Raw genomic sequence first — 16,854 nt, forward strand, 5'->3', positions numbered from 1 at the left:
GGGCGAGGGCGTTCGTCGGGGAAAAGGTCCACCGGACCTTTTCCTGACCTTCCTCACCCCCCCGGAGTATTTTCGCACAGAAGAAAGGGCTTAGGCCGCTTTCTTGTCAGCCCCGAAGCGGCCATAGAAGGTCTGGCCCTTGTCCGCCATCTCGCGCAGCAGCGCGGGGGTGGCGAAGCGGTCGCCGAAGTCGCGGGTCAGGCTTTCGGTGATCTCGACCGCGCGGGGCGCGCCCAGCATGTCGAGCCAGCCGAAGGGGCCACCCGACCAGGGCGCATAGCCCCAGCCAAGGATCGCGCCGACATCGCCTTCGCGGATGTCCTCGAGCACGCCTTCCTCCAGCGCGCGCACGGCCTCAAGCGTCTGTGCCATCATCAGGCGGTGCTGGACGGTGGTCAGTTCGGGCTGGGTCTCGGCCTCGGGGTATTGGTCGGCCAGACCGTCCCACAGACCGCCGCGCTTGCCGGCATCGTCATAGGCGTAGAAGCCCGCACTGGCCTTTTTGCCCAAACGCCCCTGATCGGCCATCCAGAACAGCACCTCATCCACCGCGCTGTCGGGATAGGCGTCGCCCATCGCGGCCTTGGTCGCCTTGGCGATCTTGACGCCCAGGTCGATCGAGGTTTCATCGACCAGTTGCAGCGGCCCCAGCGGCATGCCCATCATCTTGGCGGCGTTTTCGATCAGCGTGGGGTTCACGCCTTCGGCCACCATGCGGATGCCTTCGTTGATATAGGGGATGATGCAGCGGTTGGCGTAGAAGAAGCGCGCGTCATTGACCACGATCGGCGTCTTGCGGATCTGGCGCACGAAATCCAGCGCCTTGGCCACCGCGCGATCGCCGGTCTGTTTGCCCTTGATGATCTCGACCAGCAGCATCTTGTCGACGGGCGAAAAGAAGTGGATGCCGATGAACTGATCGGGGCGCGCACTGGCCTTGGCCAGCTCGCTGATCGGCAGGGTCGAGGTGTTGGTGGCGAAGATCGCGTCCTTGGGGATCACGGCTTCGGCCTTGGCGGTGACATCGGCCTTGACGCCGACGTCCTCGAACACCGCTTCCACGATCAGGTCGCAGCCTTCCAGCGCGGCGTAATCGGTGGTGGCGGTGATGCGGGCCAGCACTTCGGCCTTTTTCTCCTCGGTCGATTTCTTGCGGGCGATGGCCTTGTCCAGAAGGCCGGTCGAATAGGCCTTGCCCTTGTCGGCGGCCTCTTGCTTGGCGTCGATCAGCACCACCTCGATGCCGGCCATGGCCGACACATATGCGATGCCCGCACCCATCATCCCGGCCCCCAGGATGCCGACCTTTTTCACCGTTTCATCCCCGACAGCCGGGCGGTTCGCGCCTTTTTCCAGCGCCTCCTTGTTGATGAACAGCGACCGGATCATCGCACCGGACGAGGGGTTCATGATGACGTTGGTGAACCAGCGGGCCTCGATCTTCAGCGCCTGGTCAAAGGGCACCATCGCGCCTTCGTAAACCGCGCTCAGCAGCGCCTTGGCCGCCGGATAGACGCCCATGGTCTTGCCGTGCACCATCGCAGAGGCACCGACAAAGGTCATGAAGCCCGCCGGATGGAACGGCTCACCGCCGGGCATCTTGTAGCCCTTGGCATCCCACGGCTTGACCAGGTCGGCGTCTTTCGCGGCCAGCACCCAGTCGGTCGCGGCGGCGACGGGATCGGCCACAACCTCATCGATCAGGCCCGAGGATTTGGCGGCCTTGGGGTCGCTGAGCTTGCCTTCCAGCAGGAAGGGCGCGGCCATCATCGCGCCCAGCTTGCGGGCCAGGCGCGTGGTGCCACCGGCGCCGGGGAAGATGCCGACCATGATTTCCGGCAGGCCGATCTTGGCCTTCGGGTTGTCGGCGGCAAAGATGCGGTGGGTGGACAGCGGCAGTTCCAGCCCGATGCCAAGCGCGGTGCCAGGCAGCGCGGCGGCGATCGGCTTGCCACCCTTCAGCGTCTTGGGGTCCATGCCTGCGCGTTCGATCTTGCGCAGCAGATGGTGCAGGCCCATCACGCCGTCGAACACGCCCTGCGCGCCGCCCTCTTTCATCCCGGCGATGACATTCAGATCCATCCCGGCGGCGAAGTCTTTCTTTCCGCTCGTGATGACGATGCCCTTGACCGCCTCATCGGCCAGGGCCGCGTCGATCAGGTCGTTCAGCTCGGACGCGCCAGTCATCGAGAGCACGTTCATCGATTTGCCGGGGACGTCCCAGGTGATGATGGCGACGCCGTTGTCGCCGGTTTTCATGGAGAAATCGGTCATGTCAGGGGCTCCTTACACGCGCTCGATGATGGTGGCCGCGCCCATGCCGGACGCGATGCAAAGGGTCGCAAGGCCGGTCGACAGGTCACGCCGCTCAAGCTCGTCCAGCAGGGTGCCGATGATGATCGCACCGGTCGCGCCCAGGGGGTGCCCCATGGCCATCGCGCCGCCGTTCACGTTCACTTTGTCGGGGCTGACGTCGAAGGCCTGCATGAAGCGCAGCACGACCGCCGCGAAGGCCTCGTTCACCTCGAACAGGTCGATGTCGCTGATCGACATGCCGCTGTCCTTGAGGATCTTTTCGGTCACGGGCACCGGGCCGGTCAGCATGATCGTCGGGTCGGTGCCGATCTTGGCGGTAGCACGGATGCGGGCGCGGGGCTTCAGACCGAATTGCTCGCCAAAGGCCTTGTTGCCGATCAGCACGGCGGCGGCGCCATCCACGATGCCCGAGGAGTTCCCGGCATGGTGGATGTGGTTGATCGCCGACAGATGCGGGTATTTCAGCATCGCAACCTTGTCGAAGCCGGGCATCACCTCGCCCATGTCCTTGAAGCTGGCCTTCAGCTTCGCCAGATCCTCGATCGTGGTGCCGGGGCGCATGTATTCGTCGCGGTCCAGGATGACGATGCCATTCTGGTCGACGACCGGAACGATGGACTTGCCGAAGCGGTTGTCGGCCCAGGCCTCGGCGGCGCGACGCTGGCTTTCAACGGCCAGGGCATCGGCCTGTTCGCGGGTAAAGCCGTATTCAGTGGCGATGATGTCGGCGGAAATGCCCTGCGGCACGAAATAGGTCTTCATTGCCAGGCTGGGATCGACGGCAATCGCCGCGCCGTCGCTGCCCATGGCCACGCGGCCCATCATCTCGACCCCGCCCGCGATATAGGCCTGACCCGCGCCGCCCTTGACCTGGTTGGCGGCCAGGTTCACGGCCTCCATCCCGCTTGCGCAGAAGCGGTTGATCGACAGGCCGGGGATACGCTCATCCAGATTGGACGCCAGCACGGCGCTGCGCGCCAGGCAGCCGCCCTGTTCCTTGACCTGGGTGACGTTGCCCCAGATCACATCCTCGACCGCATGGCCTTCCAGCCCGTTGCGATCCTTGACCGCGTTCAGCAGCCGCGCCGACAGCGCCAGCGAGGTGACTTCGTGCAGGCTGCCATCCGGGCGGCCCTTGCCGCGAGGGGTGCGGCAGGCATCATAGATATAGGCGTCAGACATGGGTTCCTCCGTTTTGGCGGGGCGCGGGTGGATGGGGTGGCAAGTGAGTATTTTTGCAAAGAGGAAATGGCATTGGCAGTTTCTTAACTTTCCGCTGCTAAGCCAATCCCACGGTACAGGCTGGAGAGCCGATGACCGTCAAAGGGGAAGTCGCCCCGGTTGCCGGTGAATAGCCAGGCCCGCTGTAGTGGTGGGGGTGGCCGGGGCGCGTCCTTTGCCCTTCCTCTTTGTCCAAATACTCAAAAAACCTTTCCATCCAGCCGCGCGGCAATCCTATGGCAGGGCCGCTGTGGCGCGGCCCTGCGGTTGATCTCAGAACTGGTCGGCGTCCAGCGCCATCACCGTGGCGGCGCCGGTCTTGATGCGCGCCAGATGTGTCGCCGTCATCGGCAATTGGCGCGCCATGTAATAGCGCCCGGTTGCCAGCTTGGTTTCGTAGAAACCGGCGTCCGCCGCGCCCGCGGCCAGCGCGGCTTTCGCCGCCACCGCCATGCGCGCCCACATCAGGCCCAGCACGGTATGGCCGAACAGGTGCATGAAGTCGTAAGACCCGGCCAGCGCGTTGTTCGGGTTCTTCATCCCTTCGGCCATGAAATACATCGCGGCATCCTGAAGGTCTTTCGAGGCGGCTTTCAGCGGTTCCAGAAAGTCGGCCTTCAGGGCCTCATCGCTGCCGTGCTCCTTGATGAAGCCCTTGACCATCTCGAAAAAGCCCATCAGCGGCGCGCCGCCCTCGGCGGCCAGCTTGCGGCCCACCAGGTCCAGCGCCTGCACGCCGTTGGCGCCTTCGTAGATCATGGTGATGCGGGCGTCGCGGGCGAATTGCGACATGCCCCATTCCTCGATATAGCCGTGCCCGCCATAGACCTGCTGGGCGTTCACCGCGATCTCGAAGCCCTTGTCGGTCAGGAAGCCCTTGATGACCGGGGTCAGCAGGCTGATCAGCCCCTCGGCCTTCTTGTCGCCCAGCTTGTGGCCGCGGTCGATCAGCTCGGCCCCCCAGAAGGCCAGTGCCCGCGCGCCCTCGATGGTGGATTTCTGGTCCATCAGATTGCGGCGGATGTCGGGATGCACGATCAGCGGATCGGCGGGGCCACTGGGGTTTTCGGCCCCGGTCACGGCGCGGCCTTGCAGGCGGTCCTTGGCATAGGCGACGGCGTTCTGATAGGCGGCTTCGGCCACCGCATAGCCTTGCAGGCCGACGCCCAGGCGGGCTTCGTTCATCATCGTGAACATCGCCCGCATCCCCTTGTGCAGGTCGCCCAGCAGCCAGCCCTTTGCCGCGTCATAGTTCATGACGCAGGTCGAATTGCCGTGGATGCCCATCTTCTCCTCGACCTTGCCGACCGAGACGGCGTTGCGATCGCCCAGGGATCCGTCCTCGTTCACCAGGAACTTCGGCACGATGAACAGCGAAATGCCCTTGGTGCCCTCGCCGCCGCCCGGCGCCTTGGCCAGCACCAGATGGATGACGTTTTCCGACAGATCGTGATCGCCCGCCGAGATGAAGATCTTCTGCCCGGTGATCAGATAGCTGCCGTCATCCTGCGGTTCGGCCTTGGTGCGCAAGAGGCCCAGATCGGTGCCGCAATGCGGCTCGGTCAGGTTCATCGTGCCCGTCCAGTCGCAGGAGACCATCTTGGGCAGATAGGTCGCCTTCTGCTCGTCCGTGCCGTGGACATGTATCGCCGAATAGGCGCCATGGGTCAGACCCTGATACATGTTGAAGGCCATGTTGGCGCTGACGAACAATTCGCCGGTGGCCAGCCCCATCACATAGGGCATGCCCTGCCCGCCATATTCGGGGTCGCAATCCAGCGCGGTCCAGCCGCCCTCCTTCACCGCCTCGAACGCCTCCTTGAAGCCTTTCGGGGTGCGCACCACGCCGTTTTCCAGCACGCAGCCCTCGGTGTCACCGACGCTGTTCAGAGGCGCCAGCACTTCAGAGGCAAGCTGGCCCGCGGCCTCGAGGATGGCGCCGGTGGTATCCGCATCCAGATCCTCGTAACCCGGAATGCCGGATTGCGCGACGTTCAGCACGTCGTGCAGCAGGAACTGCATGTCGCGGGTGGGGGGCGTATAGCTGGGCATGTCGGTTCTCCCTGTTGTCGTGGTGGGGCGGGTCAGGCTTGCTGGCCCGCCAGCATGGTATCCAGCCGCGCGATCTCGCCGCGCAGCTCGTCAATGGCGGTGGTCAGTTCAGCCTGCTGGGCGGTCAGGATGCCCAGCCGGGCGCGGGCGGCATCGGCGGTGCGCGCAATCTGGTCGCGGCTGCCCTCACCGGGTTCATAAAGGTCCAGCAATTGCCGGATCTCCTCAAGGCTGAAGCCGAAGCGCTTGCCGCGCAGGATCAGCGTCAGCCGACCCCGGTCGCGGCGGGTATACAGGCGTTTCTGACCCTGCCGGATCGGCGCCAGCAATTCGCGCGCCTCGTAAAAGCGAAGGGTGCGCGCGGTGACGTCGAAGGCGTCGCACATCTGGCGAATGGTCATCAGATCGTCTGACATCGGCAGGCCCCCTTTCACCGCCACCCGCTGCCGGGGGCGATCCCTGCCATGAATGTAGTGCCAAGTTGACGCGCGCGTAAACGAAACGTCACGTCACGGGGGCGGCTGTCGTCACGGAAAGCCGCGATCAGGCGCGGTGCAACTGGCGGGCGACCTCATCACGGGTGGCGCGCAGTTCGGCGATGGTCTTGTCCATCTCGGCGCGCTGCGCCTCAAGCACGGCAAGCTGTCGGTCGGCCAGATCGACCCAGACCTGGTTCTGTTCCGACGACCCCTTCTTGTCGTAGATCAGCAGCCACTGGCGGATTTCCTCAAGGCTGAAGCCCCAGCGGCGGCCGCGCAGGATCAGCGTCATCCGCGCCACCTCACGCGGGCCATAGAACCGCGACCGGCCTTGTTTCTGCGGGCTGAGCAGTTCGATATATTCGTAGTAACGCAAGGTGCGCGGCGTCACGTCGAAACGCGCGCACATTTCCTTGAAGGTCAGCTGCTGTTCGGCCATCGCGGTCATCCTTTGCGCAACCTTAGCCGGATGCGGGCGGCCATGACAACCGCCTTGGATGTGGGGCGGGGTTGCGCCGGGCCGGGGCCGGGCCGATACTGCGCCACGCACCGCCACCCGAAAGGCCGAAGATGAGCGAGATCACCGAACACCCCCCCAGCGGCGAGGGGCTTTTGCAGATGGCCCGCCAATTCATCGAGGCGATCCCGCATTCGCGCGCCCTGGGCATGGAGATCCAGGAGATCGCCGCCGGGCGCGCCACGATCACCATGCCCTACGATCTGCGGCTGGTGGGCGATCCGCGCAGCGGGGTGATCCATGGCGGTGCGGTGTCGGCGCTGATGGATACCTGCTGCGGCGCGGCGGTGCTGAGCCATCCCGAAAGCCCGGCGGCGACGGCGACCATTGATCTGCGCATTGACTACATGCGCGCCGCGCGGCCCGGATCGGCGATCACCGCGCGGGCCGAATGCTATCACGTCACCCGGTCGGTCGCCTTCGTGCGCGCCACCGCCCATGACGACACCGACACCGAAACGCCGGTCGCCATGGCCACCGGCGCCTTCACCATCGAACGCAGCCGCAAGCCCAAGGCAACAGCATGACCGACACCAGCCAAGGCAGCCGCAACGAACCCCTGCATCAGATCAAGCAGCGCCGCGATGCCGCGCTGCGTGCGCTTGTGTCGGGCGTGCCCTATATTCAGTTCCTGGGCATCCAGTTCGACCGCCGCGGCGATGAGCTGACAGCGATCCTGCCCTTTGACGACAAGCTGATCGGCAACCCCTTGCTGCCCGCGATCCATGGCGGAGTGACGGCGGCGTTTCTGGAAACCACGGCGATCATCGAATTGTCCTGGTCGATGCTGTGGGAGGATGTCGAGGCCGGCCGTGTCGATGCCGGTGGGCTGGACCCGCTGCATCTGCCGCGCCTGCCCAAGACGATTGATTTCACCGTCGATTACCTGCGTTCCGGTCTGCCGCGCGATGCCTATGCGCGGGCGCGGGTGAACCGGTCGGGTCGGCGCTATGCCAGCGTTCATGTCGAGGCCTGGCAGGACAACCGCACCCGCCTGTTCGCCCAGGCGACGGGGCATTTCGTGATGCCTCAGTCCGATGCCCCCCGCAGTTGACGACAGCCGCCCGCTGAGCCACCGGCGCGTGCTGGCGATCGCGCTGCCCATTGTCATCGCCAATGTCACCGTGCCGATCCTGGGGGCGGTCGATACCGCCGTGGTCGGGCAGATGGGTCAGGCCGCGCCGATCGGTGCGGTCGGCATTGGCGCGGTCATTCTGGCGACGATCTATTGGGTGTTCGGCTTTCTGCGCATGGGCACATCGGGGCTGGTCGCGCAGGCCCATGGCGCGGGCGATCAGGCCGAGGTCGGCGCCCATCTGGCGCGCGCGCTGATGATCGCAGGCGCGGCGGGGCTGGCCCTGATCGCGCTGCAAGGCCCGCTGTTTGCCGCGGCCTTTGCCCTCGCGCCCGCCAGCGATCAGGTCACCGGGCTTGTGCGCGACTATCTGGCGATCCGCATCTGGGGTGCGCCCGCGACCATCGCCCTTTATGCGCTGACCGGCTGGCTGATCGCGACCGAGCGCGCCCGCGCCGTGCTGGCCCTGCAACTGCTGATGAACGGGCTGAATGTGGCGCTGGATCTGTGGTTCGTTCTGGGTCTGGGCTGGGGCGTCAAGGGCGTCGCCACCGCCACCCTGATCGCCGAGATCGCGGGGCTGGCGCTTGGCCTGTGGCTGGCGCGCGGCGTGCTGATGCAGCCCGCCCTGCGCCATGCAGCGCGGCTGTTCGACCGTGACCGCCTGCGCGAGATCTGGTCGGTCAACAGCGACATCATGATCCGGTCGGTGCTGTTGCAGGCCAGCTTCACCACCTTTCTGTTCCTGGGCGCGGGGCATGGCGATGTGCAACTGGCCGCCAATCAGGTGCTGCTGCAATTTCTGGAAATCACCGCCTATGCGCTGGATGGCTTTGCCTTTGCCGCCGAGACGCTGGTCGGCCAGGCCGTCGGCGCGCGCCGCCCCGACCGGCTGCGCCGCGCCGCGATCCTGACCGGGCAATGGGGTGCGGGGGGCGCGGCGGTGCTGGGCCTCGCCTTCCTGATCCTTGGCCCGTCGCTGATCGCGGTGATGACGACCGAGCCGCAGGTGCGCGCCGCCGCGGGCGCGCTGCTGCCTTTTGTCGCAGTCGCGCCGGTGATCGGCATTGCCGCCTGGATGCTGGACGGCATCTTCATCGGCGCCACCCTGACGCGCGAGATGCGCAACGCCATGCTGGCTTCGGTCGCGGTCTATCTGATCGCCCTGGCGGTGCTGCTGCCCACGCTGGGCAATGCCGGGCTGTGGGCGGCGCTGATGGTGCTGAACCTGACGCGGGGCATCACCATGGCGCGGCTTTACCCACGGGTCGAGGCCAAGGCCGCCCGGCCCAGGGGGCGCTAGACGAATTGTTCCCGCATCAGCCGTTCCTCAAGCCCGTGGCCGGGGTCGAACAGGATGCGGTGGCTGACGGCGGGTTCCGATCGTACCTCGACCCAATCGACATCGCGCAAGCCGCGCGAATCGGCATCGGCCATCACCGGGCGCTTGTCGGCCTCCAGCACGTCAAAGCGCACCACCGCACCCTTGGGCAGGATCGCGCCCCGCCAGCGACGCGGGCGAAAGGCCGCGATCGGGGTCAGCGCCAGCACCTCGGAGCCGATGGGCAGGATCGGGCCATGGGCGGAATAGTTGTAGGCGGTCGATCCGGCTGGGGTCGAGAGCAGGACGCCGTCGCAGATCAACTCCTCCATCCGCACCCGGCCGTTGACCGAGATCCGCAGCTTGGCCGCCTGCGGTCCGGCGCGCAGGATCGACACTTCGTTGATCGCCAGCCCGCGATAATCGCCGCCCGCCGCGCTGCCCGCCCGCATCGCCAGCGGATTGATGATCGCCTGTTCGGCGGCGTTGATGCGGTCCAGCAGCCCATCTTCGGCATATTCGTTCATCAGAAACCCGACCGAGCCGCGATTCATCCCGTAAACCGGCAGCCCCGACTGATCGTGCAGGGTCTGCAACATCAGCCCGTCACCGCCCAAAGCCACGATCACGTCGGCCTGCGCGCGGGGATGCTGGCCATAGCGCGTGCCCAGATCGGACAGGGCCTCTTGCGCGGCCTCGGCGCGCGATGCGGTGAAATGGATGCGCATGATGCCCCCCGGTGTTGGCGCCAGTCTTGCCCAAGCGTCCGGCAAAGGGCAAGCGCGCCGCGTCCACGCGCCCCTGCGTCGGATTCCGCGCTTTCCGCACCGCCCCGCCCCTGCTAAATGAAGCCACGCCATCAGCCCGAGGAGAGACAGATGACCCGTGATGCCGGCTTCTTCACCGAAGACCTTGCCACCCGCGACGCCGAGATCTTCGATGCCATCCGCAAGGAGCTGGGCCGCCAGCGCCACGAGATCGAGCTGATCGCCAGCGAAAACATCGTGTCGAAAGCGGTGCTTGAAGCGCAGGGATCGGTGCTGACCAACAAATATGCCGAGGGCTATCCGGGCAAGCGCTATTACGGCGGCTGCCAATATGTCGACATCGCGGAAACCCTGGCCATTGAACGCGCCAAGGAACTGTTCGGCGCCGGTTTCGCCAACGTGCAGCCCAACTCGGGCAGCCAGATGAACCAGGCGGTGTTTCTGGCGCTGTTGCAGCCGGGCGATACCTTCATGGGGCTTGACCTGAACTCGGGCGGGCACCTGACCCATGGTAGCCCGGTGAACATGTCGGGCAAATGGTTCAATGTCGTCAGCTATGGTGTGCGCCAGCAGGATCAGTTGCTGGATATGGACGACATCCGCGCCAAGGCCCGCGAACACAAGCCCAAGCTGATAGTGGCCGGTGGCACCGCTTACAGCCGCGTCTGGGATTGGGCCGCCTTCCGCGACATCGCCGATGAGGTGGGCGCGTATCTGATGGTCGACATGGCCCATATCGCCGGTCTGGTGGCGGGCGGTGCGCATCCCTCGCCCCTGCCCCATGCGCATGTGGTGACCACCACCACCCACAAATCGCTTCGCGGCCCGCGCGGCGGCATGATCCTGACCAACCACGAGGACATCGCCAAAAAGATCAACTCGGCGGTGTTTCCGGGGCTGCAAGGCGGCCCGCTGATGCATGTGATCGCCGCCAAGGCCGTCGCCTTTGCCGAGGCGCTGGACCCTTCGTTCAAGGACTACGCCGCCCAGGTGGTGAAGAACGCGCAGGCCATGGCCGATGAGCTGATGAAGGGCGGCATCGACATCGTGTCGGGCGGCACAGACAACCACCTGTGCCTGGCCGACTTGCGCCCGAAAAAGGTGACCGGCAAGGCCGCCGAGGCCGCGCTTGGCCGCGCCCATATCACCTGCAACAAGAACGGCGTGCCGTTCGACCCGGAAAAGCCGTTCGTGACCTCGGGCATCCGTCTGGGCGCGCCCGCCGGCACCACGCGCGGCTTTGCCGAGGCCGAGTTCCGTCAGATCGCCCGCTGGATCGTCGAGGTCGTCGACGGCCTTGCCGCCAATGGCGATGAGGGCAATACCGCCGTCGAGGCCAAGGTGAAAGCCGAGGTCGAGGCCTTGTGCGAACGCTTCCCGCTGTATCAGGGGATGTAAGACAGGCGCGGCCCCCCCCCCGCAGCGCGCGCGGTCTGGAACGGCATCTGAGTGATGGCGTTCGGGCCGCGCTGCCATTCTGGGCCGCCGCACTGGTGATGTTCGTGCTGAAGCAGGCTTGGGCTTGCCTGTTCGGCGCGCTGATGCTGGCCGCCATCCTGATCAGCCGCGCCATCTGGCAGCCGGACTTGCCGGTGGCGCGCTATGACGCGCTGTTCGCCTTTGCCCTTGTCGTTCAGGCGGCGTTTCTGGCTTTGCGCCTGGAAACCTGGACCGAGGCGCGGGTGATCCTGCCGTTCCACCTGACCGGCACGGCAATGGAATGGTTCAAGGTCGGCGCCGGGTCAGGGGCCGATCAGGCCGCGCTGCGCCATGACCCACAGCACGACCCCCGCCAGAACTACCAGCCCCAGCACGACGGCCGCCGCCCAGCTTCGCACGGCGGACAGGACGCGGCCACGCCGCCCCAAGGGTGAGAGGTGGGCGATCAGCGCGGCCTCATGCCGACGCAGGGCGGCCAGATCGGCCTGACGCGCAAGGCGGGGGGCGGCGGCGATCGCCTCGGCTTCGGCCAGCGTCCTGGCGGCGGGGCGCAGCTTGCGCGGCAGCGCCGCACCGCGCCGCGCCACGGCCTGCGCCAGCGTATCGCCGCGCGCCCCCAGACGCTTGCGCATCAACCCGCGCACCCGTTCGGCCATCGCCGCGATCTCATCCCCCGGCATCATCGCGCACCGCCTTTCTACGGGCAGGTTAGGCCGGGCGCGGACGGCGCGCAACGGCCTCTGGCGCCGGCGGGCGCGGGCGGGTAGCATCGCCGCATGAAACTGGCGATCACATCCTTCGACGGCCCGGACGCGGCTATTCCATTGGTCATGGCGCATGGGCTGTTCGGCTCGGGGCGCAATCTGGGCGCCCTGGCGCGCCACCTTGCGCGGGATCGGCGCGTCATCAGCGTCGACATGCGCAACCATGGTGACAGCCCCTGGTCGGATGACCACGGCTATGCCGCACTGGCGGGCGATCTGGCCGGCGTGATCGACGATCTGGGCGGTCGCGCCCATGTCTTTGGGCATTCCATGGGCGGCAAGGCAGCGATGATGCTGGCGCTGACCCACCCCGAAAAGGTGGCCCGGCTGGTCGTTGCCGACATCGCGCCGGTCGCCTATGGCCACAGCCAGAACGGCCTGATCGACGCGATGGAGAATTTGGATCGCCACGACCTGACCCTGCGATCCGAGGCCGACCGCCGCCTGTCCACCCGGATCGAGGATCCCGGCGTCCGCGCCTTTCTGCTGCAATCGCTGGACATGTCCGCCAACCCCGCGCGCTGGCGGTTCAATCTGGCGGCGCTGCGCGATCAGATGGACAGGCTGGTCGGCTGGCCCGATCCCGCCGGACAGTTCGACGGCCCGGCGCTGTTTCTGGACGGCGAAACCTCGGATTACATCCAGCCGTCGCATCATCACGACATCCGGGGGCTTTTTCCACAGGCGCAGATCACGCAGATCGATGGCGCGGGCCACTGGCTGCATGCCGAACGCCCGCGCCAGGTCGAGGCCGCCGTGGCCAGCTTTCTGTCCTGACCCAGGACACCGGCGCGGCAACGCCCATCGGTTTGGCACGCGCAGCGGACGACGGCCGCGTGAAACGCGGAAGGCCGAGTGCGGGCGCAGCAGGCATGTTGTCGTGCAGCCTGTGACGCGGCTGTCAGCGGCGGCGGCGATCTCGCCCAACGGCCTGCTGCCGGTGACGTCCCTGGCCCAGCATCGTCCCCGGCTACCCGCACGACCGTATCACGATGGAGACGCGGTAGTCTGACCGACCGCAGGAGCGATCTGCCGCACGCCAAAGGCCCGCCCGGGGTCCGAGCAAGGGCCGAACCGTCGCGGCCCCCAGGCCCGCCACTTCGCCGCGGTCGCGTCAGGGCGAGGTCATCCGCATCATGAAGCGCGCCCGTCCGCAGGACAGCCCCGGCTTGACACCCAAGGGATGAGGGTCGGCACACCCAAAACCACGGTGAAACCAGCGTGTTTCCCCAGCCAGGCGCAGCCGACACCAGAGCTGCGCGTCGACGTCGATGCCGTCTGTCACAGCGGAACTCCGTCTCTCCTTGAGGACACGCGCAACGCCTGACCTTCAGTCGAGGACCAAAGCCTGAAGCCCGCGCGTGATGCCCAACCATTCCTGCCGCCCGCAAAGCGCGTGGACGTCCAGCGGAATGGGTGGCCATGGTGTCAGACCTGATCGTGCCAGCCGCAAGGCGCGCGGTCTTTCATTATCCTGCACTTGACGCGGGCGGCTGCCCCCTTACGGGTGATCTTCCGACAGGTGTCCATACCGGCTGCGGCAGGCGTCAACCTGTAACCCGAGCCGTTGCGCGGGACGCCGGAGGCCACGGAAATCGATCGTCGCGGCGTATCTCGCTGAGGAAATGGGCCGAAACGGTCGGGCATTTTGACGCAGCGGCCGGCCAGTGCAGGCGGATCAACAGCGACAAACGCCGGCGGCAGCCGAATGTGCCAAGTCTAACGCGGGGCGCGACATCGCTTCGATGTTCGCATCGCACAACGCGAACGCTGGCGCAGGGAAATGGATTGGCGAAGGCGCCATGGCGCGAAGGGGCGACCAATGAGGCTCATCGCCTCCACCGCACCATGAACGCCAGCGGCGCGGCCGACCGGGCATCACCACCCGACACAAAGCGCATGGCCCCATGTCACCACTGGTCAGACCGCACGGGCTTCCCGACGCAGGCCGCCAACGGCCAATGGCCCGCTGCTCGCGCTTGCTGGCCGTTGGCTTTCTTTCAGCGCATCCAGCGTTGCCCCCTCATCATGGGCATGGCCCCAAATCATCCCGCGACAGTTCATAGCCTTCGCGGCGCCGGACGCCGACGGCGAATGCAACCGGATCGGCTGCGCCGAATGCGGGCATTTGATCAGTGCGTCAACCATGCCCCCGGCATGAAAGGCATACCGGCTTCTGCTCAGCCCGCCTGCGCACGCGAATGGCGCCCGGGGTCATATCAGAGAACCAGAAGCCGTGGCACGATCAGCAAGGTCGCCAACCAATTCAAGACGATCTGCCCGCTCACCCCTCGCCTCGGCCAGTCCCGCCGTCCTTGCGTTTTCCCGACGCCCGCACGGACGAACAGCAAACGCCTGTCGCGCCCGAAATCCCGTCGGGGGCGCGACTCAGCGCCCGTCGTCAAGGTCGATGTCGTTCTCCTCAATCTTGCGGGCGACGATCCATGCGGCGGGAATACCCAGCAGGGCACCGATGGCCACGGCCACGATGACGGACATCGTGTCAAACCGGTTCATTGTCAGCGCCACCACAAGGCCGATGCCTGCCAAGGTCGGCGCGCTCAGCGTCAGGATCAGAAAAAACAAGCGGTTCATCGGCGTCTCCTGTCAGTCATGTCGGACCGTGAAAGCACGCCGCCCGCAAGCCGTCCTTGATACAGATCAGATTTAACAGTCGATGCGGCCGCGCGCCTCACCCGTGTCGCCTGGCAATTTTGTCACCAGATCGCCCCGTAATCGGCACCCGGTCGCTTGCTCGACCGCCTGACGCATCAGACCTGGCACCCGGTCGCGCGCGGCACGCGGCAGATAGCCGTGGCGGATCACCTCCACCCGGTCGTCCTTTTCAAAGACGGTGAAGCCGATCCCGCCCACCGTCAGATCGTGGCGCAACGCCCCGAAAAACTGCGGCGCGGGTGAGGCACAGGCGGCCAAGAGCAGGATAAGGGGCAAGAGAATCGTTTTCATGGCCCCTTCGTGACAGACAAAACTTAAGAAACCGTTACGTTTTCATCGAATCCGCAATGCGTCTGGCGATATGGCGCGCCTCATGGCCGATTTCATACAGCATTCCGCGGGGGCTCAGATAGCCGCCGATAATGTGCAAACCGGCCGTCCCATCAATCTGACGCTGGCCGATCGGCATGCGCAATTCATTGATCCGGCGCTCTTTTTCGTCATCCGGAAGGGCCAGAAGCTGTTCTAGCCCATGGCGATAACCCGTCGCGAAAACGATGGCATCGAAATCATCGCTGCGCCCGTCATCAAAGATCACGCGCGGACCCTCGATCCGGGCGATGCCGGCTTGGCGCGTGATCGCCCCCTCACGCATCAGGCGCAGGGTGCCGATATCCAGCAGGGGGATCTGGCCGCGCGCGATCTGCTGCATCGGACCGTAGGCCAGCGGTTGCAGGCCAAGCGAGCGAATATCCCCCAATATCAATCGCATAAGCGGTGCATTCAGGCGATCTGCCAGACGCGGCACATGCCGAAGCACCTCACCCAGGGCCAGGATCGGGATGCCGAACAGGTCGCGCGGCACGACGTTGACAGGCCCGCGCACCGAGATCGAGGGACGGGCGCCCTGTTCATGCAAGTCGATGGCGATTTCGCAGCCCGAGTTCCCAAAACCGACGACCAGCACCTTTTGGCCCGAGAACGCCGCACCGCTGCGATAGTCAGCGGCGTGAAGCACGCGCCCCGGAAAGCTGGAAAGTCCAGGTTTGTCAGGCAGATGCGGGAGGTTGTTATAACCGGTTGCCAGGATCACGTGGCGGGCGTGGCGCGCGCCCTCGGGGGTGTCGAGCTGCCAGCCATCCATCGTCGGCGCAACGCGGTTGACCGGCGTGTTGAAGGTCGGGCGCAGGTTGAAATGGCGCGCATATTCCTGAATGTAATCAACGACATCCTGCCGCGAGGGGTAGCGCGGGGCGGACCGCGGGAAGGCGAGGCCCGGCAAGGCCGAGCGCGATTTCGGCGTATGCAGATGCAGGCGCCGATAATGGTTTTGCCAGCGCAGGCCGATGGTGTTGCTGGCCTCCAGCAGATCAGCCTTAATCCCCTGATCCGAAAGGCATTTCGCCGCTGCCAGACCTGCTGCCGAAGCCCCGATGATGATGGTTTGCATGACCCCCTCCGCACCTTTCAGCCAGCCTAGCACGGCCGCGTGCGCCGTTGCAGATGACGCTGCGGAAGCCGCAATTTCGCCGTATCCGCCGCGTATCTTCGGCGTATATTTTGCGTATCACGCGCGTGATACGGACCGGAGCTGACCCGATGAAGAAGACTGCCCTTCTGAATGCCGAACTGTCGCGCGTAATCGCGTCGATGGGGCATGGCGATCTGCTGGTGATCGGTGACGCGGGGCTGCCTGTGCCGCCCGGCGTGCCGGTGATCGACCTGGCGGTGACACGCGGCGTACCGGGGGTGTTTGACGTGCTGGACGCGGTGCTGTCGGAACTTCAGGTCGAGCGCGCAGCGATTGCCGAGGAAGCCGCCGAGGATCTGGCCGCCGAGTTCTCCACCCGCCTGCCCTGCGCGCGGATCAGCCATACGGATTTCAAAGAGGCCAGCCGCGCGGCGCGGGCGGTGGTGCGGACGGGGGAGTACACGCCCTTTGCCAATGTGGCGCTGTGGGCGGGGGTGGTGTTTTAGGGGGGTGAGGCGCGCCCGGACATCGTGCCAGTGGCACGATTTCAGCGCCGAAAGCGCGGAGCGCAGGGGGCCACGTGAGTTAGTGAACACTTTAAAGCTCTTGACTACTAGGGTCAGGACCCATTGATCTTTTGGATGCGGCCTGATTCACGCTCCGCAAGGAGACTGGATCATGAGCAACCTTTTCTGGCTGACCGAGGCGCAGATGGCGCGCCTCGCGCCGTTCTTTCCGAAGAGCCACGGCAAGCC

Annotated in this window: 17 protein-coding genes and 1 pseudogene; 8 read left to right on the forward strand and 10 right to left on the reverse strand. The window is 65.9% G+C overall.

Going from position 1 to position 16,854, the window contains the following annotated elements; genetic code table 11:
- Positions 1-90: 90 nt before the first annotated feature.
- The 5 genes from ACEYYA_RS09490 to ACEYYA_RS09510 all read right to left on the reverse strand — a co-directional run bounded on the left by ACEYYA_RS09490 (position 91) and on the right by ACEYYA_RS09510 (position 6,507).
- Positions 91-2,274 carry a 3-hydroxyacyl-CoA dehydrogenase NAD-binding domain-containing protein gene (locus ACEYYA_RS09490; protein WP_374799974.1) on the reverse strand — a complete coding sequence of 728 codons (2,184 nt, stop codon included), beginning with the start codon at positions 2,272-2,274 and terminating at the stop codon, positions 91-93.
- A 12-nt stretch (positions 2,275-2,286) separates the two neighbouring features.
- Positions 2,287-3,498: an acetyl-CoA C-acetyltransferase gene (locus tag ACEYYA_RS09495; RefSeq protein WP_374799976.1), complete on the reverse strand. Its 1,212-nt coding sequence runs from the start codon at positions 3,496-3,498 to the stop codon at positions 2,287-2,289.
- 312 nt (positions 3,499-3,810) lie between these two features.
- Positions 3,811-5,589, reverse strand: coding sequence for an acyl-CoA dehydrogenase C-terminal domain-containing protein (locus tag ACEYYA_RS09500; protein WP_374799978.1), 1,779 nt, complete (start codon positions 5,587-5,589; stop codon positions 3,811-3,813).
- A gap of 32 nt (positions 5,590-5,621) precedes the next feature.
- Positions 5,622-6,005 carry a MerR family transcriptional regulator gene (locus ACEYYA_RS09505; protein WP_374799980.1) on the reverse strand — a complete coding sequence of 128 codons (384 nt, stop codon included), beginning with the start codon at positions 6,003-6,005 and terminating at the stop codon, positions 5,622-5,624.
- A 127-nt stretch (positions 6,006-6,132) separates the two neighbouring features.
- Positions 6,133-6,507, reverse strand: a complete 375-nt coding sequence (locus ACEYYA_RS09510) for a MerR family transcriptional regulator (RefSeq protein WP_374799982.1) — start codon at positions 6,505-6,507, stop codon at positions 6,133-6,135.
- Positions 6,508-6,638: 131 nt separating this feature from the next.
- On the opposite strand from ACEYYA_RS09510, the gene ACEYYA_RS09515 reads away from it, so the two are divergent.
- From ACEYYA_RS09515 to ACEYYA_RS09525, 3 genes are read left to right on the forward strand one after another with little or no spacing between them, the layout of a single operon-like run.
- A complete protein-coding gene (locus ACEYYA_RS09515; protein WP_374799984.1) occupies positions 6,639-7,112 on the forward strand; it encodes a PaaI family thioesterase in 474 nt (157 codons plus the stop codon).
- Positions 7,109-7,639 (forward strand): PaaI family thioesterase, encoded by a 531-nt coding sequence (locus ACEYYA_RS09520; RefSeq protein ID WP_374799986.1) that lies wholly within the window; start codon positions 7,109-7,111, stop codon positions 7,637-7,639. Before ACEYYA_RS09515 ends, ACEYYA_RS09520 begins: the two co-directional genes overlap by 4 nt.
- Positions 7,623-8,963 (forward strand): MATE family efflux transporter, encoded by a 1,341-nt coding sequence (locus tag ACEYYA_RS09525; RefSeq protein ID WP_374799988.1) that lies wholly within the window; start codon positions 7,623-7,625, stop codon positions 8,961-8,963. The genes ACEYYA_RS09520 and ACEYYA_RS09525 overlap by 17 nt, the downstream gene beginning before the upstream one ends.
- Here ACEYYA_RS09525 and ACEYYA_RS09530 read toward each other — a convergent pair.
- Positions 8,960-9,709: an NAD kinase gene (locus ACEYYA_RS09530; protein ID WP_374799990.1), complete on the reverse strand. Its 750-nt coding sequence runs from the start codon at positions 9,707-9,709 to the stop codon at positions 8,960-8,962. The genes ACEYYA_RS09525 and ACEYYA_RS09530 overlap by 4 nt on opposite strands.
- A 150-nt stretch (positions 9,710-9,859) precedes the next feature.
- Here ACEYYA_RS09530 and glyA point away from each other — a divergent pair, with 150 nt between their 5' ends.
- The 3 genes from glyA to ACEYYA_RS09545 all read left to right on the forward strand — a co-directional run bounded on the left by glyA (position 9,860) and on the right by ACEYYA_RS09545 (position 12,729).
- Positions 9,860-11,146: a serine hydroxymethyltransferase gene (glyA, locus tag ACEYYA_RS09535; RefSeq protein WP_374799992.1), complete on the forward strand. Its 1,287-nt coding sequence runs from the start codon at positions 9,860-9,862 to the stop codon at positions 11,144-11,146.
- A gap of 98 nt (positions 11,147-11,244) precedes the next feature.
- On the forward strand, positions 11,245-11,622 hold the full coding sequence (locus ACEYYA_RS09540) for a DUF817 family protein (RefSeq protein ID WP_374799994.1): 378 nt from the start codon (positions 11,245-11,247) through the stop codon (positions 11,620-11,622).
- 342 nt (positions 11,623-11,964) lie between these two features.
- The gene (locus ACEYYA_RS09545; protein ID WP_374799996.1) at positions 11,965-12,729 is read left to right on the forward strand and encodes an alpha/beta fold hydrolase; all 765 of its coding nucleotides are present in this window, start codon (positions 11,965-11,967) and stop codon (positions 12,727-12,729) included.
- Between the two features lie 1,143 nt (positions 12,730-13,872).
- Here the strand turns inward: ACEYYA_RS09545 and ACEYYA_RS09550 are convergent.
- From ACEYYA_RS09550 to ACEYYA_RS09565, 4 genes are all read right to left on the reverse strand, one after another.
- On the reverse strand, positions 13,873-14,100 hold the full coding sequence (locus tag ACEYYA_RS09550; protein ID WP_374799998.1) for a hypothetical protein: 228 nt from the start codon (positions 14,098-14,100) through the stop codon (positions 13,873-13,875).
- Positions 14,101-14,340: 240 nt separating this feature from the next.
- A complete protein-coding gene (locus ACEYYA_RS09555; protein ID WP_374800000.1) occupies positions 14,341-14,547 on the reverse strand; it encodes a hypothetical protein in 207 nt (68 codons plus the stop codon).
- A gap of 72 nt (positions 14,548-14,619) precedes the next feature.
- Complete coding sequence (locus tag ACEYYA_RS09560; protein ID WP_374800002.1) at positions 14,620-14,919, reverse strand: hypothetical protein; 300 nt, start codon at positions 14,917-14,919, stop codon at positions 14,620-14,622.
- A gap of 34 nt (positions 14,920-14,953) precedes the next feature.
- Entirely contained in the window at positions 14,954-16,078 is a 1,125-nt protein-coding gene (locus ACEYYA_RS09565) for a flavin-containing monooxygenase (RefSeq protein WP_374800004.1), read from the reverse strand.
- Positions 16,079-16,227: 149 nt separating this feature from the next.
- Between ACEYYA_RS09565 and rbsD the strand changes: the two genes are divergently transcribed.
- The gene (gene rbsD, locus ACEYYA_RS09570) at positions 16,228-16,605 is read left to right on the forward strand and encodes a D-ribose pyranase (protein ID WP_374800006.1); all 378 of its coding nucleotides are present in this window, start codon (positions 16,228-16,230) and stop codon (positions 16,603-16,605) included.
- A 172-nt stretch (positions 16,606-16,777) separates the two neighbouring features.
- Positions 16,778-16,854 (forward strand): annotated as a pseudogene (locus ACEYYA_RS09575) (IS5/IS1182 family transposase); the annotation flags it as partial.

It is taken from the genome of Paracoccus zhouxuedongae, assembly GCF_041927815.1.
In the GTDB taxonomy this organism is placed as follows: Bacteria; Pseudomonadota; Alphaproteobacteria; order Rhodobacterales; family Rhodobacteraceae; genus Paracoccus.

Bases quoted from the DNA above. Each gene is read 5' to 3' on its own strand.
- ACEYYA_RS09490 (WP_374799974.1), bottom strand. From the start codon at position 2,274: ATGACCGATTTCTCCATGAAAACCGGCGACAACGGCGTCGCCATCATC.
- ACEYYA_RS09495 (WP_374799976.1), bottom strand. From the start codon at position 3,498: ATGTCTGACGCCTATATCTATGATGCCTGCCGCACCCCTCGCGGCAAG.
- ACEYYA_RS09500 (WP_374799978.1), bottom strand. From the start codon at position 5,589: ATGCCCAGCTATACGCCCCCCACCCGCGACATGCAGTTCCTGCTGCAC.
- ACEYYA_RS09505 (WP_374799980.1), bottom strand. From the start codon at position 6,005: ATGTCAGACGATCTGATGACCATTCGCCAGATGTGCGACGCCTTCGAC.
- ACEYYA_RS09510 (WP_374799982.1), bottom strand. From the start codon at position 6,507: ATGGCCGAACAGCAGCTGACCTTCAAGGAAATGTGCGCGCGTTTCGAC.
- ACEYYA_RS09515 (WP_374799984.1), top strand. From the start codon at position 6,639: ATGAGCGAGATCACCGAACACCCCCCCAGCGGCGAGGGGCTTTTGCAG.
- ACEYYA_RS09520 (WP_374799986.1), top strand. From the start codon at position 7,109: ATGACCGACACCAGCCAAGGCAGCCGCAACGAACCCCTGCATCAGATC.
- ACEYYA_RS09525 (WP_374799988.1), top strand. From the start codon at position 7,623: ATGCCCCCCGCAGTTGACGACAGCCGCCCGCTGAGCCACCGGCGCGTG.
- ACEYYA_RS09530 (WP_374799990.1), bottom strand. From the start codon at position 9,709: ATGCGCATCCATTTCACCGCATCGCGCGCCGAGGCCGCGCAAGAGGCC.
- glyA (WP_374799992.1), top strand. From the start codon at position 9,860: ATGACCCGTGATGCCGGCTTCTTCACCGAAGACCTTGCCACCCGCGAC.
- ACEYYA_RS09540 (WP_374799994.1), top strand. From the start codon at position 11,245: ATGTTCGTGCTGAAGCAGGCTTGGGCTTGCCTGTTCGGCGCGCTGATG.
- ACEYYA_RS09545 (WP_374799996.1), top strand. From the start codon at position 11,965: ATGAAACTGGCGATCACATCCTTCGACGGCCCGGACGCGGCTATTCCA.
- ACEYYA_RS09550 (WP_374799998.1), bottom strand. From the start codon at position 14,100: ATGGTTGACGCACTGATCAAATGCCCGCATTCGGCGCAGCCGATCCGG.
- ACEYYA_RS09555 (WP_374800000.1), bottom strand. From the start codon at position 14,547: ATGAACCGCTTGTTTTTTCTGATCCTGACGCTGAGCGCGCCGACCTTG.
- ACEYYA_RS09560 (WP_374800002.1), bottom strand. From the start codon at position 14,919: ATGAAAACGATTCTCTTGCCCCTTATCCTGCTCTTGGCCGCCTGTGCC.
- ACEYYA_RS09565 (WP_374800004.1), bottom strand. From the start codon at position 16,078: ATGCAAACCATCATCATCGGGGCTTCGGCAGCAGGTCTGGCAGCGGCG.
- rbsD (WP_374800006.1), top strand. From the start codon at position 16,228: ATGAAGAAGACTGCCCTTCTGAATGCCGAACTGTCGCGCGTAATCGCG.